Source organism: Streptomyces sp. 7R007 (assembly GCF_054850255.1).
The window spans coordinates 68960-94390 of record NZ_JBTWMV010000007.1 but is presented as its reverse complement, the minus strand read 5'-3'; the positions used below and the strand labels follow the sequence as shown (position 1 = coordinate 94390).

Genomic DNA, 25431 nt, shown 5'->3' with positions numbered 1-25431 from the left:
GAGAACGTGTGAACCACCCCGAACAGCCGTCCCACCCGCGTCAGCGGCGCCCCGAGGGCGTCGACGACAAGACCGTGCAGGCGCTGGGCGCCCTGTCGAAGGCGCTGGAGACCACCGAACGTGCCAGAGGCCGCCTCTACGACTTCCACCAGCTCACCGGCACCGCCGACTTCCAGTTGGACGACGCCGTCCGCCTGCTGGACGAGGCGGGCCACAGCGAGTGGGCCGAGAAGATCCGCTCCGAGCTGCTGGGCCGCAACGTCATCCCCGGGCACTGGACGTTCCAGATCGTCGAGGCCTACAACGACACCTACTACCGGCCCTTCCAGGAGCTGGAGGCGGGCGCGAGGCAGGAGCTCGCCCGGGGGCGGGACCACATCCACGAAGCCGAACTGAAGGAGGAGCGCCGCACCCACGGCCACCCCGACCACACCGCGCGCCCGCCCCGCTCACCCGGGTGACCGCATCCGTCCCGGGCGGCGGACCCGAAGCACAGGCGAGGGACGTGCCCACCCGCCCCGGAAAGGACGTGCCATGGCGATGCCCGCCAGCCCGCTGCGCCACCGGACCGTGGTGGTGACCGGAGCCGCACGCGGCCTCGGCGCGGCACTCGCCCGCGAGTTCGCCCGGCGTGGCTGCCAGGTCGCCCTGCTGGGCCACGAGAAGGGCGCACTCGACGCGGTCGCCGCCGCCCTGCCCGTCCCGGCGCTGGCCGTCGAGACCGACGTCACCGACCCCGCGGCGCTGACCGTCGCCGCGCGGGAGGTCCGCCGTCGGCTCGGCCGCCCCTCGGTCGTGGTCGCGAACGCCGGTATCGCCGAGGGCGGCCCGTTCGCCTCCTCCGACCCCGCCGCCTGGCGCCGCGTGGTCGAGGTGAACCTCGTCGGCAGCGCCCAGACCGCCCGGGTCTTCCTGCCCGACCTGGTCGCCACGGCCGGCCACTTCCAGCAGGTGGCGTCCCTGGCCTCGATCGGCGCGGCTCCCCTGATGAGCGCCTACTGCGCCTCGAAGTCGGGCGTGGAGGCCTTCGCGCACACGCTGCAGGCCGAGGTGGCCCACAAAGGGGTCAGCGTGGGCATCGCCTACCTCAACTGGATCGACACCGACATGGTGCGCGACGCCGACCGGCACGCCGTCCTGCGCGAACTGCGGGCCCACATGCCGCCCCCGGCACGCCGGGTCATGCCGGCGGACGTGGTGGCGGCACGGCTGGTGCGGGCGGTGGAGCGGCGCCGTACCGCCGTCTACGCACCGGCCTGGCTGCGTCTGACGCAGCCGGTGCGCGCGCTGCTGCCGCCGCTCGTGCTGCGCCTGTCCCGGCGCGAACTGCCGCGCCTGGAGGCCGCGGAGCCCTGGCAGTACACGGGCCCGCTGGGCGCCGGAGGCCGGGCCGACGACGCCGCGGCACGCCCCCGCGCCTGAACCGCGGCCACCGCGCCGGCCCCGCTCACCGCGCCCGCCGCACGGAAGCATTGGACGACGACCATGCAGACCTTCCTCCCCCACCCGGACTTCCGGGAGTCGGCCGTCCTCCTCGACCGGCGCCGTCTGGGCAAGCAGCGCGTCGAGGCCCTCCAGGTGCTGCGCGGCCTGACCGTGCCGGGGTACGGATGGCGCCGGCACCCGGCCGTGCGCATGTGGGCCGGGTACGAGGAGGCGCTGGTCCGCTACGGGCTGGAGATCTGCCGGGTGTGGCGGGACCAGGGGCACCAGGACAGCTGCGCCGCCTCACTCGTCGCCGGCCTCGCGGCACGGCGTCCGCACGCGCCGATCCGCAGCCAGGAGGAACTCGCGGCCGGGAAGGACCTGCCGCCCTGGCTGGGCGACGAGGCCTTCCACCGCAGCCACCGCTCGGCCCTGGTCCGCAAGGACCCGGAGTTCTACGCCGCGCTGTTTCCCGGCGTGCCCGACGATCTGCCGTACGTGTGGCCGTCCTCGGACCGGCAGCAGGCGAACGCGGACTGAGGCACGTCACCCCCTGTTCCCGCGGCCCGCCAGAGCGCGCAGGAGCCGGCTGCGGCCGCGGTCGGGCACCGTCCACAGCGGGTGGCCGCGTACTCCCCAGGACCGCAGGAGGGCGTTGGCGGCGAGGAATCCGCTGGTGGCCGCCCGCTCCATGAGGGCCACCGGCAGGTCCGTGCGCACCAGGTCGCCCGCGAGCACCAGGCCGGGCTGAGGGGTGCGCACACCGGGCCGGTCGTCGTAGCCGCCGACCGGGAACAGCGGGCAGTCCCGGCGCCGCTCGTGGCGCTGGTCGAGGATCCGCGCGTAGCGGGTCTCGGGGTAGACCCGATACAACTGCGCGATCAGCTCCCTGGCCTCCTGGCCCGGGTCGGCCTCGTCGGGGAGCGCGTAGGCGTGCAGTTCGACCACGGAGCCGCCGCTGCGGGCGGCCCAGCGGGCGGCCTCGTCCTCCCAGCGCTCCAGGACGCTCACGTTGTCCAGCGGGCCGTATCCGGCGGTGCCGAGGAAGCCGGGCCGGTCGGGGGACACGGGCCGGTCCAGCCACAGACGGGAGACGAGGAACGGCGGGGCGCTGCGCAGGCGGCCGACGCGCTCGCGCCAGGCGGCGTCGCCGAGCCCGGGCGAGCGGTCGACGAGGCTGCGCAGGCCGGGCGTGTCGAGGGCCAGGACGACGCTGTCGTGGCGGGTCTCGCCGCGGTCGGTGACGACCGTGAAGCCGCCGTGCGCGGTGGGAGAGATGTGCTCGACGGCGGTCGAGGTGCGCAGGGTGCCGCCGTGCCGGCGCAGGTGGGCGCCCAGGGGCTCCCACAGGGCCGTCGGGAAGGGGCCGCTGGGCACGTCGAAGAGGAGGCCCTCGGCGGAACCGACGAAGTAGATGTGGAACATCAGGACCATCTCGGCGGCCGACAGCGCGCGGGGATCGGCGAAGAAGCTGCGCGAGAAGACCTCGAAGGCCAGATGCCGCGCGGCCGGCGGAAAGCGCAGCGTGTCGAGGAAGTCGTGCGCGCTGACCCCGTCCAGCCGGTCGTAGACGTCGGGGACGCGGACGTCGAGCAGGGGCAGGGCGGCGGCCGGGTTCATGCGGACCAGGTCCCGTGAGCGGAAGGACGGGCTGAGGGCCGCGAAGCCCAGGGCGCTCAGCGGCGGGGTGCGCGGGACCTTGCGGAAGCTGTCGTGCAGGCCGTTGCCGTGCCGCAGCGGGTAGTCGGGCAGGCCGGTCAGGCGCCCCAGGCCGGGGTCGGTGCGGCGCAGCAGAGCGCGCAGGTTGTAGTACTGGCGGAAGAAGGCGTGGAAGCCGCGGCTCATGGTCGCGGTGGAGCCGTCGTACAACCGCACCGGCCAGCCGCCCACACGGCCGCCCAGGTAGGCCTCGCGTTCGTAGAGCGTCACCTCCACGCCCCGTTCGGCCAGGGCCGTCGCGGCGGCCAGGCCCGCGATGCCCGCGCCGACGACGGCGGTGCTGCGCGGTGCTCCGGTCACCCGGGGCGATCCGGGCGGCGGGGCAAGGAAGACGGCGCGCCGGTCCCGGCCGGGGCGCGCGGTGTGCGCCGCCGCTTCGGTCATCGCGGCGTCCGGACGGCGGTGTCGGCGCGCCGCGCGACGACGGTGTGCGTGATGCCCGTCTGCCAGCCGGGCAGCGGCAGGGCCCGCACCCGGTCGAAGCCGGCGGCGCGGACGCGGGCGGTGAACTCGTCGACCGTGTCGAAGTCGACGACGCTGTACCACAGGTGGCGGTACAGGTCGCCGTCGCCCAGGGCGGTGGCGACGGGCAGGAGGAGGCCGCGGCACACGGCCGTCCACACCGCGCGGTGGACCGGGCGGCCGCTGAGGGTGTACTCGTGCACGGCCAGTCGCCCGTGCGGGGCGAGCAGGTCGCGCACGGTGGCGAGCACGGCGTCGGGGTCCGCCACGTTGCGGAAGAGGTAGGCGGCGAACACGGCGTCGAAGGGTCCCTCGACGCCCGCCTCCCCCAGCTCCTCCGCCGCCGCGCACACGAAGGTGACGCCCTCGGGCCAGCGTTTGGCCCGGGCTCGTTCCAGCATGCCGGCGGAGGCGTCCACGGCGGTGATGTCGGCGCCGGGCAGCGCGGCGCACAGCGCGGCGGTCGAGGCGCCGGTGCCGCAGCCGAGGTCGAGCAGGCGCAGCCCGCGGCCGGGGCGGGGCAGGCCGAGTCTGCGGGCCGAGCGGCGCAGCTGGGAGTGGTAGCCGGGGTTGGCGGCCACCAGCGTGTCGTAGGTGTGCGCCGCATGGTCGAACGCGGCGGCCAGGTCCGCGTCGCGCAGCAGGGTCATGCCGTCTCCAGGGGATGGGGGGCGGGCGGATGTCCGGCGGTTCAGCCGGGAAAGGGGCGCCGCGGCAGCCGCGGGACGTCCGCGGCGGCCCGCAGCATGGGCAGGACGGGCGTGCGCAGCCCGATGCCGAGTTCTTCGTGCAGCCGGGTCGTGCCGTCCAGGAAGCGCAGCAGCCGGGCCATGGGGACGCGGGCGAACAGGGCGGAGAAGAAGGCGGCGCCGTCCACCAGGCCGCTGTCGAGGGCGTGCAGCAGGACGGCGTCCATGGCGCGTGAGCGCGCCGAGTGGGGTTGCGGCGGCACCGGCCGGCGCCCTTGCCGCAGCGCGGCCGCCACGGCGGCGGTCTGCCGCTGCACACCGGCGAAGGTGTAGCCGGTCGAGGGCCGGGTGGCGCCGCCCGCCGCGCCGATACGGAAGACGGACGGCGCCGTCTGGCGTGCGAAGCGGGCGTCGGTGAGGGGGATGACGCCGGTCTCGGTCCCGACGATCTCGAAGTCCTTCAGCCCCAGCACAGCGCCGGTGTAGTCGCCGAGCGCGGCGTCGTAGGCCGCCCGGGACAGCACCGCCGGGGAGAACTCCGTGTACTCCACGAGGGCCTGCCGTGAGCCGGTGGGCAGGACGTAGCCGAAGGACAGGCCCGCGGCCGGCTGGGCGGTGCGGAAGTCCATGAGGTCGACCCGGGCGGGGTCGAAGACCGGGCGGTCGGTCCGCACGAACCAGCCGTGGAAGTGCTGCAGCAGTGTCGTGCGGGCCGCCGGCAGGCTGCCCGGCGGACGGGAGTCGAACACCCAGCGGGCCCGCACGCACCGGTCCTCTCCCGCCGCCGTCCGGGCGTTGACGACGGCGCCCTGCGGGAGCGCCTCGACGCTGCCGACGGTCGCCTCCAGCCGCCGCACCCGCTCGCTCTGGGCGAGGTCGTGGGCGACGAGCAGTTCGAAGTCCTGCGAGCGGATCATCTTGTAGCGCAGGGGGGAGATGTCGTCCTCGATCGGCCACCCCGCGCGGGGGTGCACGCGCAGGCGCCGCCAGGAGGCGGTGACGGCGGCGTCGTAGCGTCCGCGGCCCGCCTCCCAGAAGCACCAGGTGCGGCTCGGCGGGCGCAGCGGGCCCGGCGGGGCGTCCAGCAGGATCACCGACAGGGGACGGCTGCCGGGCAGGGGGCGGGACAGGCGGTGGGCCAGCGACAGCCCGGCCGCTCCGGCTCCGATGATGGCGACGTCCGCCTCCAGCACGACCGATGCACTCCTCCCGCGACGCTTGCCGGCTTGTCGTCTCCCTTCCCGGTGCGGGGCCCGTACGGATGCGCCCCTCACCCGATCGGACGAAGGGCGTGGGGGCGGCGTCGGGCCCGTTCCGGGCCAGCTCGCAGCGGGGTCGCGTGCGGCGCGAATCGATGCGCCCGGCCGCATCGCATCGTCTGTGCATCGAAAATGACGTCGACCGCCGCATCCGTCGCCACGACCCGGACCGAAGCCACCAGGACGAAGCCAGCTCTGATCGCGAGGATCTCGATGACGGGAACCGGCATGAGCCCCACCGCGGCGCAGGACCACCGCCCGGACGCCCGTGGGCGGGATCACCCGCACCGCGCCCGGCCCACCGCGCACCCGTCCGGTTCCGGCGAGATGCATGCCGTGGACGCGGACGTGACCGGTGCCGTGCGCGGTGTGCTCGGCGACCTGCTGGACCGGCGTCTGACCGCCGCCGAGGCGATCGACCCGCTCTTCGCCCGTGACCTCGCCGCACGCGTCACACGGTTCACACAGGACGGCGGCAAGCTCAGCCGCTCCCGCTTCGTGTGGTGGGCGATGCGGGCCTGCGGCGGCGAGCCCTCGGTGCTGCACGCCACCTTGCGGATCGGGGCCGCGCTGGAGCTGATCCAGACCTGTGCCCTGGTCCACGACGACGTGATGGACGCCGCCCCGGTGCGCCGCGGACGGCCCGCACTGCACGCCGACGTCGCCGCGCAGTACGCCGGCCCGCGCGGCCCGCGGCTGGGGCAGGCGGCCGCGATCCTGGCCGGTGACCTGGCCCTGGCCTGGGCGGACGACACGGTGGCGGAGACCGAGCTCCCCGCCGCCGGCGCGGTGCGGGTGCGGGAGCTGTGGAGCGCCATGCGCATGGAGATGGTCGCCGGGCAGTATCTGGACGTCCACGGCGAGGCCACCTCGGCGCGCTCGCTCGCCCACGCCCTGCGTGCCGCCTGCCTCAAGAGCGCCCTGTACTCGGTGGAGCGCCCGCTCGCGCTGGGGGCGGCGCTGGCCGGCGCCCCCGCCGCCACGACCCGGGCCCTGTGCTCGGCGGGCCGCTGCGTCGGCCTCGCCTTCCAGCTGCGCGACGACCTCGCCGACGCCTTCGGCGCAGGGTGCGACACCGGCAAGCCCCCCGGCGGGGACATCCGCAGCGGCAAGCCCACCTACCTCGCCGCCGTCGCCCAGGCGCGCGCCGAGAGCGCGGGCGACCGGCACGCCCTGGCCGTGCTGCGCGGCACCCTCGGCCGCGGCGACGTCTCCGACGCCGAACTCGCCGCGGTGCGCGAGGTGTTCGAGGCCACCGGAGCGCGGGCCACCGTCGAGGCCAGGATCGACCGGCTCCTCGGCCGGGGGCTGCGCCACCTCGACGACGCCGGCCTGGCGCCGTACGGCCGCCACCGGCTGCAGGCGCTGCTGCGCTCCGCGGCCGGGGCGCCCCCGCCGCGCCCGCAGGCCCCCGCCGACGACCGACTCCCCGTCGCCCTGCTGCCGACCGCCGCCGAGGAAGGGAGCCGCGGATGATCCGCACCATCGCAGGACGCACCGACCACGTCGTGGTCGTCGGCGCCGGACTCGCCGGGCTGTCCGCCGCGCTGCACCTGCTGGGCGCCGGACGCCGCGTCACCGTCGTCGAACGCGACGACCTGCCCGGCGGGCGCGCCGGACGTCTGGTGCGCCGCGGCTACCACATGGACACCGGCCCCACCGTGCTGACGATGCCGCACCTGGCCGACGAGGCGTTCGCCGCCGTCGGCGACAGCCTGCGCGCCCGCGTCGACCTCGTGCCGCTGCACCCGGCCTACCGGGCGCGGTTCGCCGACGGCAGCGGCCTGGACGTCCACACCGACGCCGAGACGATGGAGGCGGAGGTCGAACGCTTCGCGGGAGCCCGGGAGGCGGCGGGCTACCGGCGGCTGCGCACCTGGCTGGAGAAGCTCTACCGGGCGCAGATGCGGCACTTCATCGACGCCAACTTCGACTCCCCGCTGCACCTGCTGACCCCCGACCTCGCCCGGCTGGCCGCGCTCGGCGGATTCGGCCGGCTGGACGCCCGTATCGGACGCTTCCTGCACGACGAGCGACTGCGGCGGATCTTCTCCTTCCAGTCCCTGTACGCGGGCGTGGCACCGGCGAGGGCGCTGGCCGCCTACGCCGTCATCGCCTACATGGACACCGTGGCCGGCGTGTACTTCCCGCGCGGCGGCGTGCACGCCCTGCCCCGGGCCATGGCGGACGCGGCCGCGGCGGCGGGTGCCGAGCTGCGCTTCGCGGAGCCGGTGACCCGGCTGGAGCGCTTTGGTGACCGGGTGACCGCCGTCGTCACCACCCACGAGCGCATCCCCTGTGACGCCGTGGTCCTCACCCCCGACCTGCCCGTCGCCTACCGCCTGCTGGGCCACGCCCCCAAGCGCCCGGCGCCGCTGCGCTTCGCCCCGTCGGCCGTGATCCTGCACGCCGGCACCGACCGCACCTGGCCCGGGCTCGCCCACCACACCCTGTCCTTCGGCACGGCCTGGCAGCGCACGTTCCGCGAACTCACCGAGACCGGCCGCCTGATGAGCGACCCGTCGCTGCTCATCACCCGCCCGACGGCGACCGATCCCACGCTCGCCCCGCCCGGCCGGCACCTGCACTACATCCTCGCGCCCTGCCCCAACACCGACCTGGGTCCCAGCGCGGCGGACTGGGGCGACCTCGCCCCCGGCTACCGGCACCGTCTGCTCACCGAGCTGGACCGGCGCGGCCTGGACGGCATCGCGTCCGCCATCGAGGAACAGTGCCTGGTCACCCCCGCCGACTGGCAGGCACAGGGACACGCGGCGGGCTCCCCTTTCTCCGCCGCCCACACCCTCGCCCAGACCGGCCCGTTCCGGCCGCGCAACCTGCCCCGCGGCACGGCCAACGCCGTCCTCGCCGGCTGCGGCACCACGCCCGGCGTCGGCGTGCCGACCGTCCTGCTGTCGGGCAAGCTGGCCGCGGCGCGGATCACCGGCACGGCCCGGTCCCCGCGCTCCGGCGCCCGCTCCCGGCCCGTCATCGGCGCCCACCGGGACAGGAGGCCGGCGTGAGGGACCGCGAACTCGACGCCGCCGGCATCACCGATCCCGCGCTGCGGCAGGCCTACGCCCGGTGCAGGCGGCTCAACGCCCGGCACGGCAGGACCTACTTCCTCGCCACCCGTCTGCTGCCGGTGCGGCGCAGGCCCGCCGTCCACGCCCTGTACGGGTTCGCCCGCTGGGCCGACGACATCGTCGACACCCTCGACCCGGCCGCCACGCCCCACGACCGCCGCGCCCGACTGGCCCGGCTGCAGCGGGAGTTGCGGACGGGCCTGCGCGACGGGGACAGCGCCGAACCGGTCGTGCGCGCCCTGGCCGACACGGCCCGCCGGTACGCCATCGACCACCGCCACTTCACCGACTTCATGGCCGCGATGCGCGCCGACCTCGACGTCACGGACTACGCCACCTACGCCGACCTGCGCCGCTACACCCACGGTTCGGCCGAGGTGATCGGCCTGCAGATGCTGCCGGTGCTCGGCACCGTCGTCCCGCGCGAGGAGGCGGCGCCGCACGCCGCGGCCCTGGGCGTGGCCTTCCAGCTGACCAACTTCCTGCGGGACGTGGGCGAGGACCTCGACCGGGGCCGCGTCTACCTGCCGGCCGACCTGCTGGCCGCGCACGACGTGGACCGGGCGCTGCTGCGCTGGAGCCGGGAGACCGCGCGCCCGGACCGGCGGATCACCGCGGCGCTGCGGGAGTTCGAGGCGCTGACGCGCGCCCTGTACCGCGAGGCCGCCCCCGGGCTCGCCCAGCTGGAGCCGGTGTCCCGGCCCTGCATCCGCGCGGCCTTCGTCCTCTACGGCGGCATCCTCGACGCCATCGCCGAGGACGGCTACCGGTCGGTGCAGCGCCGCGCCGTGGTCCCTCGGCGCCGCCGTACCGTGGTCGCCCTCGACGGCCTTGTCCGGGTGGCCGCGGCCCGGCTGGGCGCCCGGACGGCCGGGCCGCCGCAGACGGTCGCGCACACCACGTCGGCGCCCGCACCCGAGCCGCTGCACGAGAGGATCGCATGAAGCCCCCTCGCCCGGCCGGCCGTGGCCGGTACCCCTTGTCGCTGCGGCGCCGGCCGGTGCCCTGGGAGAGGCAGCCACCGACGTGGCGCCAGGCCCGTCCGGCCGTCATCGCCGAGGCCCTGAAGCGGGCCCAGGCCCGCCCGTCCGGGAACTGGTACGTCCTCGGCGCCTCCCGTGACGTGCGCGGCGACCGGCCGCTGTCCGGGACGGTGGCCGGCCGGGAACTCGTGGTGTGGCGCACCGCCGACGGACGGCTCGCGGCCGGTCCCGGCGTCTGCCCGCACCTGGGAGCGCCGCTCGCCGACAGCCCGGTGCGGTGCGGCACGCTGGTGTGCCACTGGCACGGTCTGGCCCTGGACGGCGCGCCCTTCGCCGGGTGGGAGCCGCTGCCCGTGCACGACGACGGGGTCCTGGTGTGGGTGCGTCTGGACACGGTGGGCGGGGAACCGCCGCTGCCGGCGCCCGTCGTGCCGGCCCGCCCGCGCCTGTCGCGTTCCCTCGCCGCCGTCTACAGCGGCATGGGGGTGTGCGAACCGGAGGACGTCGTGGCCAACCGGCTGGATCCCTGGCACGGGGCCTGGTTCCACCCCTACTCCTTCGTCGACCTGACGGTGGTGGGCACTCCGGGCGCGGACGGGCCGGACGACGACGGCTTCACCGTCGACGTCTCCTTCAAGGTCGCCGGGCGGCTCGTCGTACCGGTGCGGGCCGTCTTCACCACCCCCGGGCCGCGCACGGTCGTCATGCGCATCACCGAGGGCGAGGGCTGCGGCTCCGTCGTCGAGACCCATGCCACCCCACTCGGCCCGGACGAGCGCGGCAGGCCCCGCACGGCCGTCGTCGAGGCGGTCGTGGCGACCTCCGGGCGTCCCGGATTCGCCGTGGCCCGCGCGGCGGCACCCGTGCTGCGCCCGCTCATGGCGTCGGCGGCCGGACGGCTGTGGCGCGACGACCTGGCCTACGCCTCCCGCCGCTGGCTGCTGCGCTCCACCGGCCGCTTCCCCGGCTGACCGGCCGGCGGGCGCCCCGCGCTGTGGACGCCCGCCTCGGCCTTGTCACCTCTTACGGTGGGCCGGCCGGGTGGCGCCGTAGCTGTCGGCCTGCGTGTCGACGCCGGGAAACGCCCGCGCACCGGTCAGCACCGGCAGCGCCGACCTGTCGTGCTTCAGGGCGTACGCGTAGAAGGCGCGCAGGTAGGTGACCGCGAGGTTCTGCTGCTGCGTGGCGGTCGGCCGTCCCGCGGTGTCCGGGCAGGTGGTGTCGTCGCCGTCGGTCGGTCCCGGGCCGACCGTCCACTCGGTGTTGTAGAAGTTGTGGTTGCCCTTCGTCACCCGCAGCCTGAAGCCGCGCGCGCCGGCCCGGCCGCGGGCTTCCTCGAAGTAGGTCTCGCCGCCCAGCGACCAGCACCCGGCGGAGACGACGGCGAGCGGTGTCCTCGTCACCAGCGTGTCGTAGAAGCCGCTGGGACCGGGTGAGGCGACGGCGACCACGCCGCGGATGCGGACGCCGGCCGGCAGCTCGCCCCGGTGGGCGTCGGCGGCCTGGTACATGACGCCCTCACCGCCGACCGAGTGCCCCATCGTGCCCACCCGGGTCAGGTCGAGCCGGTGGCGGAAGTCGACGCGCACCGGCCGGCCGCTGCGCGGATCGGTGAAGTGGCCGGCGAGCGGGCCGCCGCCGGTCGTGTCCAGCTGCCGGAGCAGCTCCAGGTGCCGGTCGAGGAGATGGGCGCGCTGCGGTGCGACGCCCATGAAGTGGTTCACGCCGTCCGCGCTCGGCGACACCACCACGAAGCCGTCCCGGGCCAGTGCCTCGGCCAGGTAGTCGTAGCCCCGGTAGCTGGGATACGGCGCCACACCCGCGGGGCACGGCCAGCTCTCCCAGTCGGCCTCGTCGGCGGAGTAGCAGGCCAGCTGCTGCCCGTGCAGCAGGACGACCACGGGGAGCCGGCCGGCCGCCTTGAGCGGATAGTGGACCACCGCCCGGATCTCGGCGGCGCCGTCCCAGTCCGGCGGGTCGGTGAACGCCTCGTCGCCCAGGTTGTACTCGACCACCCCGACCGCGTCGGCCGCCTCCGCCCGCGTGCCGGGAAGGACCGTCAGCAGGGTGGCGGCGACGGCTGCGAGCGCGATCCCGGCGACGCCGCGCCGCACCCGTAAGACAGGGAACATGCTCTACCCCTCCGTGGTGTGAACCGTGACCGGAGGGACCCTAGGGAACAGATGTGGGAAAGCTGTCAGCACGTGCGGGGCGGGAGCCCCTGGTGGCTCCCGCCCCGGTCGCCGCGGGTGCGCGACGCGGCTACGGCTCCCAGACAGGCGCCTGCCCAATCCAGCCGATGACGAGGGTGATGTCGTCGAGGGCGCCGGAGGCGAACAACGCGGCGGCGTCGGGGCCGAAGCCGAGCCGCCAGTCCCCGGCGGGGGCGGAGCCGCACAGCGGCAGCCACGCGGTCGCGTTGCCCCGCCTGGTGCCGGCGATGCCGCCGGTGGCGGTGGCCGCTCCCCCGGCGCCGCCGCGGGTGAGGGTGACCACCGTGTCGGGCACCGGATCGCCGCTGGAGAGGTGGACGGTGACGGAGGCGGTGGACAGGGCCTCGACGCCGACCGGGAAGTCCACGTCGCGCAACGGGACGGTGACCGAGCGGGCGGCGGGGTCGGCGGGGTTGTTGAGGTCGTACCACTGGTCGGGGAAGTCCCTGGCCAGGCTGAAGACGCAGTCCGCGCCGCGGGAGCGGTCGGCGTTGAGCCGGCTGACGACCTGACTGCGGTAGGTGTCGTCGTAGGCCGCGGTGTAGTCGATGGTGATCAGGACGTCGGCGATGGTGGAGAAGTCGAACGGGTTGGCCGCGGGCGGCAGTTGGAACTCCCAGGTGGTGTCCACACCGCTGGACTCGAAGGGCAGCAGCATCTCCGACTGGGCGTCCAGCTCGAACACGCCACCGGCGTTGACCGGGGATGTCAGCGACACGACGCCGGGATCGCTGCGCACGACGATGTCCTGGAAGGCGCCGTCGCGGCCCGTGGTCACCCGGGAGATGCCGTTGGAGTACAGCGTGGCCCGGATGCCGCGGTCGGGCGGCACGAGGGCGACGAGGCTGGTGCGGACCTGACGGACGAGCCGCAGGTAGTGGCCGGGGAAGTCGGCGTCGAACAGGGACATCGGCGTGGCGAAGGCGAGCGTCCCGGTGCGGCGGAACCGCAGGAACTCCACCGGCATCAGACGGGCCAGCGAGAACGTCTGGGACAGGTTCAGGCGCCGCCGCGCCGAGCTGAAGGCGTACTCGTCGAGCCGGGCCAGGTCCTCGGTGAGCTGCTCCGCGCCGGTCAGCGCCTGCCGGTTGGGCGTGGCGTTCGCGGTCATCTCCGGCGGGGACTGCGTGTAGTCCTGGCGGATGAGGACCTGCGCGGGTTCCGCCCGTTCGAAGGCGAGCTGGGCCTGGGCGAGGCGGGCGGTGGCGGTCGCCTGCTGCAGGAAGTAGCGGTAGACCCCGCCGAGGGTGTTGCTCATCCACAGGTACAGGTCGGGGTTGGTGAACTGGCCGCTGAGGAACTTCAGCGTGGCCGCCGCCTGGTCGTGCGCCAGATCGGCGACGGCCTCCTCCTGTACGGCGATGGTGACCTGGTCCCGGGCGGTGGCGACCTGCGCGGCGGCGACGAGGGCGTCCTGCTGGGCGGCGACCTGTTGCAGCCGCCACTCGTCCTTGCGCTGCTCGATGCCGGCCTGCAACTGGTTGGCCTGCATCTGCGCCTCCAGGTGGTTGGCGGCGATCTGGAAGCCGCCCTTGAGGGCCATCGCCCCGATGAGTTCCGGGGCCAGCCCCTGCTCCACCCCGAACGAGGTGACCGCCGACCACCAGCTGCCCGCCTTGGCCGCTTCCTGCATGATGCCGATCGCCGTGTCCGCGGCCGCGATGCCGTCCTTGAGGTCGCGCAGGTCGGAGTACTCGCCGAGCAGCTGGGTCTCGTACTCGTTGGGCGGCGCGGCGATGGCGGCGGCGTACGACGTGACCATGGTCTCGGCCTTGGTCTTCTGGGCCACGGCGGAGGTCACGGCGTCGTGCGCCTCCCCCACCCGGCTCGCCGCGACGGTGGCCTGCGCGGCGGTCAGGTCCACGGCCTTGACGGCGTCGTACAGGCGCAGGGTGCGGTCGTCGTACTTCTCCAGCGCCGCGAGGTAGCCGGCCTCCATCTGCGTGGCCTGCGCGGCCAGTTGCCGGGCCCGCTCCAGCAGCGTCTTGAAGCGGTACGGGGTGGGCTGGACGACCGTGGCGGCGCCGAACTGCTGGGTGCGGGGCATGCCGGCGATGTTGCGGCCCTGGCGGAGCTTGGCCAGCTGCATCTCGGCGCGGGCGCGCAGGGTGTCCAGTTCGGGGATGGCCAGGGCCGGCTCGCCGGGGTTCGTCGGCTTCTGCGGGACCAGGGCGGGGGTGTCGAGGAGGCGGCGCGCGGTGACGTAGAGGGTGCGGGCGTGCGCGACGGACTCGTCGGTCTCCCGGGTGAACTCGGCGTCGGCGTAGTCGAGATGACAGCGGATGATCGACAGCAGGGTGCCCCGGGTGAAGGGGTGGGGCCGCTTGGCGGAGGCGGTGTCCACGAGCGTGAACGGGTTGAGGCCGGCGGTCCAGCCGGGCGGGAAGCTCAGGTCGGGCTGCGAGAGCGACTCCGTGTTGACGGGGTTGTAGACGGAGACGGGGCTGGCGCGGTCGTAGGGGTAGAGGATCCAGTACCAGTCGAGCGCGGCCGCGTAGTCCCCGGCCGCCTGCAGCCGTTGCGCGAGCAGCATCGGCACCGCCCAGTAGATCTCCCGGTTGTCGGCCTTGCCCGTGCCGCCCGAGGTCTCCTTGGCCTTCGACTGGTTGGCGAGCGCCTTTTGGTGGTCGTCCCTGCGCTGCGGGTCGAGGTAGGTGGTGTAGGGGGCGGGGAAGGTGACCTGCTTGCGTTGCAGGTACAGGGCCGCCTGGTCGGCGGCGGTCCGGGCGGTGACGGTCGCGCCGGGTGCGCTGACGGCCGCGAAGAGCAGGTCGAAGGGGGTGGGCGAGGCGGCGCCGGGCAGCAGGAGCGTGGGGTCGAGGTGGCGTTCGGGGAACAGGAACGCCACGGTGGCCGCCTGCCACTGGCCCTGCTCGCCCATCCAGGCCCAGGCGGCGTTGAAGGTGTCGTCGCCGTTCTTGAGGATCCAGCCGGCCGCCGGGTGGTCGGGGGCCAGTTCGTGGGAGCGCTTGGCCGACAGCAGCGACTGCACGCTCTCGATGGCCTGCCGGGTGCGGGTGGTGCGCAGGGTGCCGCCGGCCAGGACGTCGACGAAGAAGCGCGCGGACATCGCCTCGCCCACGTCGCCGGTGGTGGTCGCCGCGAGGTCGGTGATCAGGGCGTCGCGCAGGAGGGGCAGGGCGGTCTGCTCGGTGGCGGCGACCGCCCGGGCGATCGCGTCGAGGAGGTCCTGGCGCTGCGCGACGCGGGTGGTGAGGATCTGCTGCCAGTCGGCGCGGGCCTGGCCGTCGGCCCGGTAGGGGTTGGCGGTGGGACCGGTGCCGCCCGGGACGAAGAAGTCCGGCGACAGCACGAACGCGGACTCGCCGGCCCGCCAGGAGGGGTACTGCACGCGCCTCTTGTAGGCGCCGGTGAGGACCGCGGTGGCGTTGCCCCACTCGCTCCCGGTGAGGGTGCCCTGGGCGGCGAGGGCGGTCAGCTTCCTGAGGTAGAGGAACCCGGCGCGGGTCAGTCCCGTCGCCGCGAGGTCGGCGCCGATGTCGACGCCCTGGGTGTCCCTGGCCGCCAGCGCGGCCAGGTCGACGCCGGCGGGCAGGGCCAGGGCGATCATCGCGGCGAGTCCGGCCGCCGGGCTCTTGCCGGTCGTGGCGGCGGTGAGCGTGGTCGCGAACGCGGTCAGCAACTGGGCCCGGTCGGTGAGCAGTTTGCGGATGGCGTCGCCGTTGGGGCCGGGGACCACGTCGGCGGCGTTGATCACGTCGGGGTCGGCGAGTACCCCGAAGGCGCGTGGCGGGCTGGGGTGTTGGTCCTGGTCGGCCCAGGCCAGGGCCTGCGCGGCCAGTCGCCAGGTGAGCAGCAGCGGCACCGCGGGGGCGCGCAGGGGGTCGGTGGCGGTGGTGGAGGGCAGGCCGAAGAGGGTTTCCAGGGTGGCCTCGGTGAGCGAGGGGCTGTCGATGAGGAGTTGGTCGAGTTCGTCGGGTGAGGTCGCGGACAGCCGGATGCCCAGGCGGGCGGCGAGCGCCTGGCGGGTGGCGGCGTCGGCGCCTCGGGCCAGCCGGAGTTCCTCGTACGACGTCCCGGCGGCGGCGAGCAGGGACGCGTAGGCCGTGGTGCGGTAGGTCAGCGCCAGGTTGCCGCCGGCGACGGTGGTGGGGGTGTTGGTGGCGGCGATGCGGGCCCGCAACAGCTCGATGGGCACGCGCAGTTGGTTGACCTCGCGGCTGCCCAGGTCGGCGGTGGCCGACAGCGGCTGGCTCAGGCGGTCGACCGGCTGGCCCAGGGCGGCGACGAGCGTGGAGGTGTCCAGCGGGGTCGGCGGGGGGCCGGGGACGTTGACCTGCTCCTGGGCGAAGGACAGCAGTGCGGCGAGGTACTCGCGCTCGCCCAGCCGCTCTTCGAGGGTGGCGGGGACGTACGAGCTGATCACGGCGACCTGGATGTTCTTCGTGGCGGTGTTGCCGGCGTTGTCGGTGGCCCAGACGAAGACCGTGTGGGCGCCGAACCCGGACAGCGGCACGTTGGCGGTCCAGCTGCCGAAGTTGCCGCCGGCCGCCGGTGTGGCCGTCGTTCTGGTGCCGCCGGCCGTCAGGGCCCACTCCACCTTGGCGCTGCCGCCGACCATGCCGCTCTGTGTGTCCGGCGCGGTGCCGTGCAGGGGGACGGTGACCGCGCCGTTGGCGTCGCCCATGATGCTCAGGGGCTCGACCTGGAGCTGGGGCGGGGCGGCGTCGCGGCCGTTGAGGGTGACGGTCTGGGTGGTGGCGATGCCGTCGGGGTCGGCGCAGGTGATCGTCAGGGGGCGCGGGCCGAGCGGCATCGGCGCGATGGTGAACGACGTCTGGTACTGGGTGCCGCCCGGGAACTGCTGGGAGGTGGTCTGCCCGTCCCGGGAGATGCTGATCGTCAGCGGCAGGCGCTGGGCGCGGGTGATGTTCAGCTGGACGGTGACCTGCCCGCCGCCCTCCAGCAGGTCCACGGTGGCGCCGTTGGCCGGGGTCACCACGGTGAAGGCGGGGGTGGCCGCGGTGACGACCTGGACGGTCCTGGGCAGGGTCAGGGCGTCGATGCTCTGGATCATCCACAGGTCGGGGTACTGCTCCGGGTAGGGGATGAAGTACGTCGTCTCCTGGTAGTTGGCGGTGACGGTGACCGGGATCTGGGTGCCCGTCGGCACGGACGACGCGAGTGTCACCTGCGCCGACCACACCCCTCCGCCCTGGTTGCTCATCTGCACCGCGGCGCCCCCGGCGGCGGAGGCCGTCACGCCCGTGAGGGCGTCGGTGGGATCACCCGGGGTGCCCGAGTTGGCCACGGTCACCTGGGCGGTGACGGTGATCGTCCGGCCCGTCACCGTGTTCGCGGACGGCGAGGTGATCTGCAAGGTAACGCTCACTGCTGTGTCTCCTTGGTCCTTGACGGGCCCTCAGCGACTTCCTCTGAGGTCGGGCGGGCTGGCCGGCGGTGCGATCGGCCGGACGGTGGTGTAGTCGGGGAACCCCTGGAAGGTGACGGTGAAGGGGTCGCCGGGGCGGACGCCGAGCCGGTTGAGCTCGTTGCCGAGCTGGGCGCCGAAGGAGGCGTTCACCGACCGGTCGCCGAAGTAGTACGTGGTCCCGACCGGTCCGTTGGGTGTCAGGTGCCGGTTGGCGACGGAGTCCAGCGGGTGCATGGCCTGCCGCCCGCTCCGGTCGAAGCCGATGCTGTCCATGTGGTTGCGGGCCACTCTGCGCAGCGCGGCGTCGTCCGGCAGCCGCCCGCCGCGGATCAGGGGCCCGTCCGCCTGCGCCCATTCGAGGTTGAACCGCAGGAACTGGGCGTCGCTCGGTGCCTGCGCCATCGCGCCGGTCCACCGGATGACGACCTGGGGCGGGCGCGGGGCGACGGGCGCGGGCAGGCTCGGCGGGGTGGGCGCGCTGCGCCGGGGGGTGCGGAATGGCAGGCCCGCCAGCCCGTCGGCCATGGTCTTGGCGCCGAGCGCGGACTCGACGAAGGCCCGCGCGTACATGCTGGTGGCGGCGTACTTCCAGAAGGCCGGCTCGTTGATCGTCCAGTCCAGCGGCAGGTTGTTCACCGGGTTGACCCCGCGCGGACCCCAGGTGTTCCAGACCTGCGTGGTGATGTGGCAGAGCGTGCAGCCCCACCCCTTGTCCATCAGGCCGCGCGCGAAGGTCTGGTCCGGGCCGAGACTGTCGTAGCGCCGGTTGCCGGCCGGGCCCCGTCCGCCGACGAGGATGGACTCGACGAAGCCCCTGATGCCCCGCTGGTAGGGGATGTCCGCCTCGGTCGTCGGATGCGCCTCCTCCGAGGACGTGGACGGCCCCTCCTGTGCGGGCGGCTTCCTGTCGTCCGCGCCGTCGGGATCGACCAGCCCGGTGGGCTTGTTGGCCACGTAGGCGTAACTCGACCCGCCGTGCGGCGAGGTGAGCGGGTCGCAGGAGGTCCAGCGGGCCAGCCACGGGGCGTAGCAGCGGGCGTGGTGGTGACCGAGCCCGCTCTCCTCGTCCCGTTCCATCCCGGTGTAGCGGTACCGCTTGCGGGTGTGGCTGCCGAAGCTGGTCTCGCCGAACGGCGTGTACTCCTCCCGGTTGTTGACGGCGCCGGCGGCGTCGAGGACGGCGGTGCTGCTGCCGAGGTGGTCGGGCAGGTGGTAGGCGGTGGCGGGGCCCTGGTCGTCGGGGTGGGCGGGGCCGACGCGGGCCAGGGCGACGCGTTGCCGGTCGTCCATGACGTGCACGAGGTTGTTCTCGCCCGCGCCGGGGGTGCCGACGGCCCAGCGGTGGTGCTCGAAGGTCCCGTTCAGGTAGTGGGTGACCTCCACGGCGCCGCCCTGCCGGCGCACGAGCTTCTTCACCCGCTGCCCCGCCGCGTCGTACAGGTACTGCGCGTGCAGGGAGGGTTCGGCGCCCGGCGTCTGGGTCGCGAACGCCGTCGTCTGGTCGGCGTGGTTCCAGGCGAAGTGCCGGGAGGTGGTCTCGGCGAGCAGGTTGCCGCCGGCGTCGAAGGTGTAGTCGTACGGCGTGTCTCCCACGGTCATCCGCCGCACCCGGTTGTTGTCCGCGGCGGTGGTGAAGACGCGGCGGAAGCCGGTGGCGGCGGTGTGGGCGAGGGTGAGCAGGTTGCCCGCCGGGTCGTAGCCGTAGGTCTCGGTGTACGCCCGGGTCTTCGTCGGGTCGGTGCCGCGTGGGGCGGCGGACCAGGGGTCGCCCGCGGCGGGCGTCTGGTGCTCGCGGCCGGTGGCGGACAGCAGACGGTAGACCGGGTCGTAGCCGAACCGCCGGTCCAGGGCGTCGCCGGCGGCGAGCAGGGCGCGCAGGGCGGGGTCGGTCGTGGCGAGGGCGTCGGGGTTGCCCGGGATGCCGCTGCCGGGGGTGCGGTCGCGAAGCACCAGGACGTTCCCGGCGAGGTCGTAGCCGTAGCCGACGTCCTGGACGACGGTCCCGGTCGGGCGGTAGGTCAGGCCGTCGGCCGACGTGTAGGGCTCGCTGCGCATCCTGGCGAGCCGGAAGGTCAGCGGGTCGTAGGCGTAGCGGGTCATGATCCCGTTGCCGTAGGCGACCAGGGTGCGCTGGCCCTTGGCGTCGTAGACGAGCCGCCGCACGAACGCCGTGCCGTCGAGGGTGACCGCGTCCACCGCTCCCGCCCGGTTGTAGGCGGGCCGCAACTCGCGCCGGTGGCCGGTGACATCGGCCGGGAAGAGGTGGGACACGATCCGGTTGAGCGCGTCGTAGCGCGTCGAGGTGGCGTAGCCCGCCGGCTCCAGCAGCGCGCTGTCGCGGGCGGCCTGGTCCTGGCCCGCGGCCGGCGTCCAGTCGACCTGGAACGGTGTCACCCGCCAGCCGTTCGCCGCGGCCGCGGTGTAGCCGGCGAGGACCGGGGCGTCGGCGATCACCCTGCGGGAGGACTCCAGCACGTTGCCCTTGAAGTCGACCGCGCCGGTGGACACCAGCCCCGCCTCGTCACGGTGGCGTGTGGCACGCCCGAGCAGGTTCAGCGCGCGGGCCGCGGCGCGGTCGGCGGCCGGCTGGGCGGGGGTGCCGCCGTCGCCGTACTCGATGAACTGGCGCAGTGTCACCGGGCCGTCGGCCGCGTTGCGGGCCCAGACCCGGGTCGGCCGGTGCAGCAGGTCGTAGGCGCCGAGGGTCAACGCGCCCTTGCCGTCCCGGGATTCGACCGGCCGGCCGAGCGCGTCGAGCACGCTGTCGCGCCGCCCGGCGTCGCCGCTCTCCACCCGCCAGCGCCGCTTGGCCAGGTCGTGCACGTAGCGCAACGCCACGCGCCCGAGCGGGTCGGTCACGGAGACGAGGTTGCCCTGGATGTCGTACGCGGAGGTGGTGACGAGCCGGTCGCCGGCGGCGGCGCCGTTGCGCAGGACGGCCCGCACGGTCCGCCCGAGCGCGTCGACCTCGCTGCCGGCCGGCGTGTCCCAGTGGGCGCGGTAGCCCGCGGCGGCGTCGCCGTGGGTGCGGCCCGCGTTGTCGTTCGGGTCGTAGGTGTACGACTCCCACGGCGTCGGCGTGTACCGGTCCGGGTCGGCCAGGTCGGCCGGGATGCCGAGCACGACCCGCTGCTCGGCGCCGTCGGGGCTCACCGTCTTCACGGCGTGACCACGCGGGTCGTGGAACGTCACCGTCTTGCGGCCGCGTTGGGCTTCGCCGGGCTGCCCGTAGTCGTAGCCGGTGGAGAAGAACGGCTCGTACTTCTCCACCACCCGGCCCTTGTTGTCGTAGATCTGCCAGCCGGAGACGACCACGTTGTCCGGGTCCGACGCGGCACGTGTGCGTCCGGTGGTGTCGCCGGCCGCCGCGAGATCCCGCGCCGGGATCACCCCGCCGCCGAACTCCGCGTCGCCGAACAGGGTGTCCTCCGCCTGGGAGCGGGTCTGCAGGATGCGGCCGAACCCGTCGGAGTACTCCACCGAGACGATCACCTCGTCCCGCTCGGCGGCCGGAACGTCCGCGTCGGTGTCGTGGTGCACGCGCCGGACACTGCGCACGCAGGCGGGCCGGCCGCCGTCGGCGAACGCGAGCATGTCGTACGCCATCACCATGCCCGGCGCGGTGCGGTCGCCCTCGCCGTTCTCGCCGCGCGTGAAGCGGGCCGTGACGAGGCCGGCCGGGGAGAAGGTCACCCGGGCGGTGTTGCCGTTGGCGTCGGTCGTCTCGACGGGCTGCAGCACGCGGTAGTCGTGCACCGCGGTGATCTCCAGCCCGGCCGGGTCGACCGTGCGCACCGGCAGCAGGTCGTGCCGGTCGTAGTCGATCCGGCTCTCGGCGCCGAGGGGGTCGAGCGACGACACCGGCAGCCCGCGCGGCACCCGGCCGGGGACGTGGACGTCGTAGCGGTGCCGTTCGGCGGTGATGTAGTAGCCGCCCGGGGAGCCGGGCACCTCGCCGTCCGCGTAGTGCGTGTATCCGGCCAGGGGTGGCAGCAGCGCGCCGAACTCCCGGGGGTACTCGACCGGCCAGGCGGCGGCGCCGCCCGGTGCCAGGTACAGCGGACGAGGGGTGACCGCCCGCGGGTCGGCCGGGTCGAACAGGTCGTCGAGGAAGGCGTCGGTGAAGGCGAGCGACTCGGTGCGCACGGGCAGCCCGTGCTCGCCCAGCGTGCCCAGGGCGAGGCCGGTGTAGGCCGCGCCGTCGTAGTAGGTGCGGGTGTGGGCGACGACCCGCAGCGACACGCCCTGACCCACCGGCCGGCCCGGCCCGCCGAGGACGGCCTCGCGCAGGTCGGGCACCGGCAGCAGACCGTCGTTGACGACCTCGTACCCGGTCGTCCGGGCCACGCGGTCGACCAGGTAGTGGCCGGTGTCGTCGCGGCGCGCGTACTCGGTGGTCGTGAAGGTGGCCAGGTACGGCTGCGCGGACGTACCGGGCGCGGCGGCGGCCAGCGGGTCGCGCCCTCGCGGCACGGCGACGTCGAGCCGGCTGGTGGCGAATCCGTAGGCGTCGTGGTCGCCGGGGAAGGTGAAGCGGGTCATCGGCTCGGCCCCGCGCTCCCACTGGGTGGTGCGGGCGGCGAGGGTGAACGGGAAGAAGACCCGCTCCCGGTCGGTGTCGCCCGGGGCGGCCGGGGCCCACTCCTGCCGCAGGCCCGGCAGTGTCTCGGTGACCGTGTACGGGCGGCCCTCGCGCGGGCTGCCGTCGAGCGCGTACAACTCCGTGCGCAGCAGCTGCCCCCGCAGCGCCCGCAGCGCGGACCGCCGTGCCTCGCGCGGCAGTTCGGCCAGGAGGGCGCTCTGCGCGGGCGGCCGGGGCAGCATCGGCGGGTCGCCGTCCCAGTAGGTGTCCCGCAGGTCGAGTTCGCTCCACTCGCCGGATTCGGCGGCCCCGACCGGTCCCGGGTGGAACCAGCTGCGCGTCAGCGTCGGCGGTGAGAAGTGCCCGTCGGGCGCGGCCCCCGGGCCGGTGGCGGGCGCGTCGGCGAACGTCTCGCTGTCGAGCTGTTCGACCATCGCGAACCCGCGGAACTCCCGCTCGACGCCGTCCCAGTAGCCGTGGTGGTAGCGGTAGCCGGTGGTCAGCCTGCCGCCCGAGATCCGGTCGGTGACCTCGACGCGCGTGACCACGTGCACGGGGAAGGGCAGCGTGGTGCGCCAACGCGTCGCGGGATCGGCCTGGTCGCGCAGGTACTCCCGGGTGGAGGGGGCGTACGTCACCCGGGTGAGGGCGCCGAGGTTGTTGTCCATGCCGGCCAGCAGGTACGGCTTCGTCCCGCCCGTGAGGTCGAGGAAGCGCAGGTCCGCCCCGGCACGCCCCGGTCCGCCGGCCGCCCGGCTGAACAGGACCCCGGCCATCCCGGTGCCGTACAGGTCGCACAGCTGGACCGAGTCGGAGCCGACGACGCCCGGGGTGCCGGTGATGGTGACCGGCCCGGCGGTCCAGGCGTCGCCCGACCGGTTGCCCCACACCAGCACCCGGCCGTGGTCGACGTAGACCAGGTCGGCGGCGCCGTCCCCGTCGACGTCGCCGAGCAGCACCCGGCGCGGGTCGTAGCCGTCGGGCAGGCGCGGCGACTGGCGCATCGTCACCCGCGCGCCCCACCGGTTGTGGCCCAGGTTCGGCCAGTACGCGACGTTGCCGCTGCGCAGCAGCACCAGGTCCTGCAGGCCGTCTCCGGTCATGTCCGCCAGCCGCACCCGCGGGTCGGCGAGGTCGACCTGCGGACCGGTGCCGTTGCCGACGGCGGTGCGCCGCCACGCCTGCTGCGGGTCGCGGTCGTTGAACCAGCACTCCAGCCGGGTGCCGGAGCGCAGCACGTCGGTCAGTCCGTCGCCGTCGAGGTCGACGAACTTCACGTTCGGGTCGGCGAGTCGGACGGACGGGGCCTGCGGGTAGCGCTGGAAGGAGCGGCGGCTCCAGCCGTCCTCGAAGGCCGACGGGAAGTAGCCCGCGCTGCCGCCGCCCGACGCCGTCGCGGAGACCAGGAGGTCGGGGCGGCCGTCGCCGTCGGCGTCCATGAACCGTACGCGGGGGTCGGCGAGGGACAGCGGTGGCGCCTGCGTCATGAGGCGGGGCAGCTCGAACGTGCCGTCGCCGGCGTTGCGCCAGACGCGTTTCGCCGCGCCGAACTCGACCAGGTCGGGCAGTCCGGTGCCGTGCAGGTCGACCAGGGTCATGGTCGGGTCGGCGAGTACGGCGGCCGGCAGACCGGGGCCGCTCACCGGCCGGAAGCGGCGGGTGGCCGGGGTCAAGTCGGTGTAGGTGAAGGCGAGGGTCGGCAGGGCTTCCAACGCCGGCGCGGCGGCGCTCGTGCCGGAGCCGGTGAGCTCGGGATCGTGGGTGGGGACGCCGCCCGGGCCGTCGCCGGGGCCGGGGATGCCGCCCGGGCCGTCCCCGCCGTCCCCGCCGTCCCCGCTGTCGCCGTCGGTGCCGGTGGTCGTGCCGGGCGGGGGTGAGGCGTCGATGCCGACCGCGGTCACGTCGGTCAGCAGGGAGACGCCGTTGAAGTCGGCCTGCCGGTAGCCGAGTCGGTACTCGCGGGCGACTCGTGCCACGCCGTCGGCGGCATGGGTGGTCACCCGCACGGTGTCGCACCGCAGTGACGTCCGGATCTCGAACCCGGCGCGGTGGTCGGAGCAGGGATCGGGGCGCGCCGAGTAGTCGAAGTCCACCGTGACCAGGAACGACGGGGCGGACCGGTCGCCGTAGTCGGCGTAGGAGATCCGGGCGAGCAGGGGCTGGTCCCAGGTGTGGCCGGGTTCCCGGCCGGCGTCGCGCAGGTAGGTGTATCTGACGAGGTTGCCGTGCGGGTCGGCGCTCTCGGTGATCCGCCAGCCGAAGACGTGGGCGGGCGCCTGCGGGTCGGCGACGACGGCCGGGTCCCGCCAGCCCTCGGGGGCGTCGGCCGGTCTCGCGGAGCCGTATCTGGTGCGGGTGCCGTCCTTGGCGCGGACTTCCCAGAAGTCGCCGGAGTCGTCCATGACGTGCTCGATCCGGGCGAACAGGCCCTCGGTTCTGGGCCGGTACAGCACGCGGCCCGGGTAGCCGCCCGCGACCGGCACCAGGTCGTCGGCGCCCGTCAGCACGAACACGTCGGCTCGTTCGCCGTCGGGGCCCTGGGAGCCGGGGGCGGCCCCGGTGACGTAGCGTGGCAGGCCCCGTGAGGTCTTGCGGGTCACGCCGGGCAGGCCGAGGTGCCAGCCGAGGCCGAAGGGGCCGTTGCCGCTGCCCGTGCTGTAGGCGAGGGTCAACTGGGGCTGTACGCCGCGCCGTCCCTCCGGTATCGCGATCGGTACCGAGAAGTTCCCCGTCCCGGTGAACAGGTCGGGCGAGAACTTCTCCCCCAGGCCGCTCACCGCGCCGCCGCCCTTGGGCAACGAGATCACCGAGCCCGCCGCGGCGGTGTCGGTCGTACCCTCCGTGCTCATCCACCCGTCCCCTCGATCGAGATCACCGGGTTGCGCCGGAGGCCTCGTCGTGGGGTGGAGACCCGCGCAGTCCCGAGCGCTGGGCGGCCCAGTCTGGGAACCGGTGCGGTGACGGTCCAGCGCCGGTTCACTCAGCGGAACGCACGCCGCGCGACCGGCGGGATAAGGTGCCGGTGTGGAACGGATCTTGGTGGTGGGGGTGACCGGTGCGGGCAAGTCGACGCTCGCCCGGGCGCTGAGTGGCCACCTCGGCATGCCGTACCACGAGATGGACGCGCTGTACTTCAGCGGCCCCGGCTGGGCCGTCAACGAGAAGCTGGCCGAGGACGTCACCAGGCTCACGGCCGGGCCGCGCTGGATCGTCGACTCCCTCGGCTACCCCGAGGTCCGCGACCTGCTCTGGGACCGGGCCGACACCGTGGTCTGGCTGGACTATCCCAAACGCGTGATCATGCCCCGGGTGCTGCGCCGGTCCCTGCGCCGCACCGTCAGACGAGAGATCGTCTTCGGCGGCAACCGGGAAACCTGGCGGGGCTGGCTGAGCCGGGAACACCCGGCCTGGTGGGCCTGGTCCCAGCACGGACCCCGCCGCCGCGAGATCGAACGCCGCGTCGGCGATCCCCGCTTCGCCCCTCTGCGCACCCTCCGCTTCGGCCACCCGGCCGAGACGGCCGACTGGCTGGCGTCCCTGCGGCTCACCGAGCCGGGCAGCTGAGCGTCGCGCCTCCGGCAGCCGACACGGAGGGGCGGGACGGCGCCCGCCCCGCCC

General features: G+C 74.7%; 14 protein-coding genes. 8 read left to right on the top strand and 6 right to left on the bottom strand.

What is annotated here, in order from left to right; genetic code table 11:
* Positions 1-8: 8 nt before the first annotated feature.
* The 3 genes from ACYF6T_RS11780 (at position 9) to ACYF6T_RS11770 (ending at position 1965) form a co-directional block, all read left to right on the top strand.
* Entirely contained in the window at positions 9-461 is a 453-nt protein-coding gene (locus ACYF6T_RS11780; protein ID WP_461695754.1) for a hypothetical protein, read from the top strand.
* A gap of 79 nt (positions 462-540) precedes the next feature.
* Complete coding sequence (locus ACYF6T_RS11775; protein WP_461696014.1) at positions 541-1422, top strand: SDR family oxidoreductase; 882 nt, start codon at positions 541-543, stop codon at positions 1420-1422.
* A gap of 63 nt (positions 1423-1485) precedes the next feature.
* A complete protein-coding gene (locus ACYF6T_RS11770) occupies positions 1486-1965 on the top strand; it encodes an MSMEG_6728 family protein (protein ID WP_461695753.1) in 480 nt (159 codons plus the stop codon).
* A gap of 6 nt (positions 1966-1971) precedes the next feature.
* Here the strand turns inward: ACYF6T_RS11770 and ACYF6T_RS11765 are convergent, their stop codons facing one another.
* The 3 genes from ACYF6T_RS11765 to ACYF6T_RS11755 are packed head-to-tail and all read right to left on the bottom strand — an operon-like array spanning position 1972 to position 5488.
* Positions 1972-3528, bottom strand: a complete 1557-nt coding sequence (locus ACYF6T_RS11765) for an FAD-dependent oxidoreductase (protein WP_461695751.1) — start codon at positions 3526-3528, stop codon at positions 1972-1974.
* Positions 3525-4256: a class I SAM-dependent methyltransferase gene (locus ACYF6T_RS11760; RefSeq protein WP_461695749.1), complete on the bottom strand. Its 732-nt coding sequence runs from the start codon at positions 4254-4256 to the stop codon at positions 3525-3527. The genes ACYF6T_RS11765 and ACYF6T_RS11760 overlap by 4 nt, the downstream gene beginning before the upstream one ends.
* Positions 4257-4297: 41 nt before the next feature.
* Entirely contained in the window at positions 4298-5488 is a 1191-nt protein-coding gene (locus ACYF6T_RS11755) for a lycopene cyclase family protein (RefSeq protein ID WP_461695747.1), read from the bottom strand.
* Between the two features lie 294 nt (positions 5489-5782).
* On the opposite strand from ACYF6T_RS11755, the gene ACYF6T_RS11750 reads away from it, so the two are divergent.
* Genes ACYF6T_RS11750 through ACYF6T_RS11735 form a run of 4 tightly spaced genes read left to right on the top strand, consistent with a single transcriptional unit; the run spans position 5783 to position 10594 of the window.
* Positions 5783-7030, top strand: a complete 1248-nt coding sequence (locus tag ACYF6T_RS11750; protein ID WP_461695745.1) for a polyprenyl synthetase family protein — start codon at positions 5783-5785, stop codon at positions 7028-7030.
* Complete coding sequence (crtI, locus tag ACYF6T_RS11745; RefSeq protein WP_461695744.1) at positions 7027-8577, top strand: phytoene desaturase family protein; 1551 nt, start codon at positions 7027-7029, stop codon at positions 8575-8577. Before ACYF6T_RS11750 ends, crtI begins: the two co-directional genes overlap by 4 nt.
* Positions 8574-9584: a phytoene/squalene synthase family protein gene (locus ACYF6T_RS11740; RefSeq protein WP_461695742.1), complete on the top strand. Its 1011-nt coding sequence runs from the start codon at positions 8574-8576 to the stop codon at positions 9582-9584. Before crtI ends, ACYF6T_RS11740 begins: the two co-directional genes overlap by 4 nt.
* Positions 9581-10594, top strand: a complete 1014-nt coding sequence (locus ACYF6T_RS11735) for a DUF5914 domain-containing protein (protein WP_461695741.1) — start codon at positions 9581-9583, stop codon at positions 10592-10594. Before ACYF6T_RS11740 ends, ACYF6T_RS11735 begins: the two co-directional genes overlap by 4 nt.
* A gap of 45 nt (positions 10595-10639) precedes the next feature.
* Here ACYF6T_RS11735 and ACYF6T_RS11730 read toward each other — a convergent pair whose 3' ends face one another.
* The 3 genes from ACYF6T_RS11730 to ACYF6T_RS11720 all read right to left on the bottom strand — a co-directional run bounded on the left by ACYF6T_RS11730 (position 10640) and on the right by ACYF6T_RS11720 (position 24662).
* On the bottom strand, positions 10640-11755 hold the full coding sequence (locus ACYF6T_RS11730; protein ID WP_461695739.1) for an alpha/beta hydrolase: 1116 nt from the start codon (positions 11753-11755) through the stop codon (positions 10640-10642).
* 130 nt (positions 11756-11885) lie between these two features.
* Positions 11886-17189, bottom strand: a complete 5304-nt coding sequence (locus ACYF6T_RS11725) for a Tc toxin subunit A-related protein (protein ID WP_461695737.1) — start codon at positions 17187-17189, stop codon at positions 11886-11888.
* Between the two features lie 30 nt (positions 17190-17219).
* Positions 17220-24662, bottom strand: a complete 7443-nt coding sequence (locus ACYF6T_RS11720) for a SpvB/TcaC N-terminal domain-containing protein (RefSeq protein WP_461695736.1) — start codon at positions 24660-24662, stop codon at positions 17220-17222.
* A gap of 175 nt (positions 24663-24837) precedes the next feature.
* On the opposite strand from ACYF6T_RS11720, the gene ACYF6T_RS11715 reads away from it, so the two are divergent.
* Positions 24838-25377, top strand: a complete 540-nt coding sequence (locus tag ACYF6T_RS11715) for a P-loop NTPase family protein (protein ID WP_461695735.1) — start codon at positions 24838-24840, stop codon at positions 25375-25377.
* Positions 25378-25431: the final 54 nt, after the last annotated feature.

What these genes read in the sequence shown, in the direction of transcription:
- ACYF6T_RS11775 (WP_461696014.1), top strand. Translation starts at nt 541, where the DNA reads ATGCCCGCCAGCCCGCTGCGCCACCGGACCGTGGTGGTGACCGGAGCC.
- ACYF6T_RS11770 (WP_461695753.1), top strand. Translation starts at nt 1,486, where the DNA reads ATGCAGACCTTCCTCCCCCACCCGGACTTCCGGGAGTCGGCCGTCCTC.
- ACYF6T_RS11765 (WP_461695751.1), bottom strand. Translation starts at nt 3,528, where the DNA reads ATGACCGAAGCGGCGGCGCACACCGCGCGCCCCGGCCGGGACCGGCGC.
- ACYF6T_RS11760 (WP_461695749.1), bottom strand. Translation starts at nt 4,256, where the DNA reads ATGACCCTGCTGCGCGACGCGGACCTGGCCGCCGCGTTCGACCATGCG.
- ACYF6T_RS11750 (WP_461695745.1), top strand. Translation starts at nt 5,783, where the DNA reads ATGAGCCCCACCGCGGCGCAGGACCACCGCCCGGACGCCCGTGGGCGG.
- crtI (WP_461695744.1), top strand. Translation starts at nt 7,027, where the DNA reads ATGATCCGCACCATCGCAGGACGCACCGACCACGTCGTGGTCGTCGGC.
- ACYF6T_RS11735 (WP_461695741.1), top strand. Translation starts at nt 9,581, where the DNA reads ATGAAGCCCCCTCGCCCGGCCGGCCGTGGCCGGTACCCCTTGTCGCTG.
- ACYF6T_RS11730 (WP_461695739.1), bottom strand. Translation starts at nt 11,755, where the DNA reads ATGTTCCCTGTCTTACGGGTGCGGCGCGGCGTCGCCGGGATCGCGCTC.
- ACYF6T_RS11720 (WP_461695736.1), bottom strand. Translation starts at nt 24,662, where the DNA reads ATGAGCACGGAGGGTACGACCGACACCGCCGCGGCGGGCTCGGTGATC.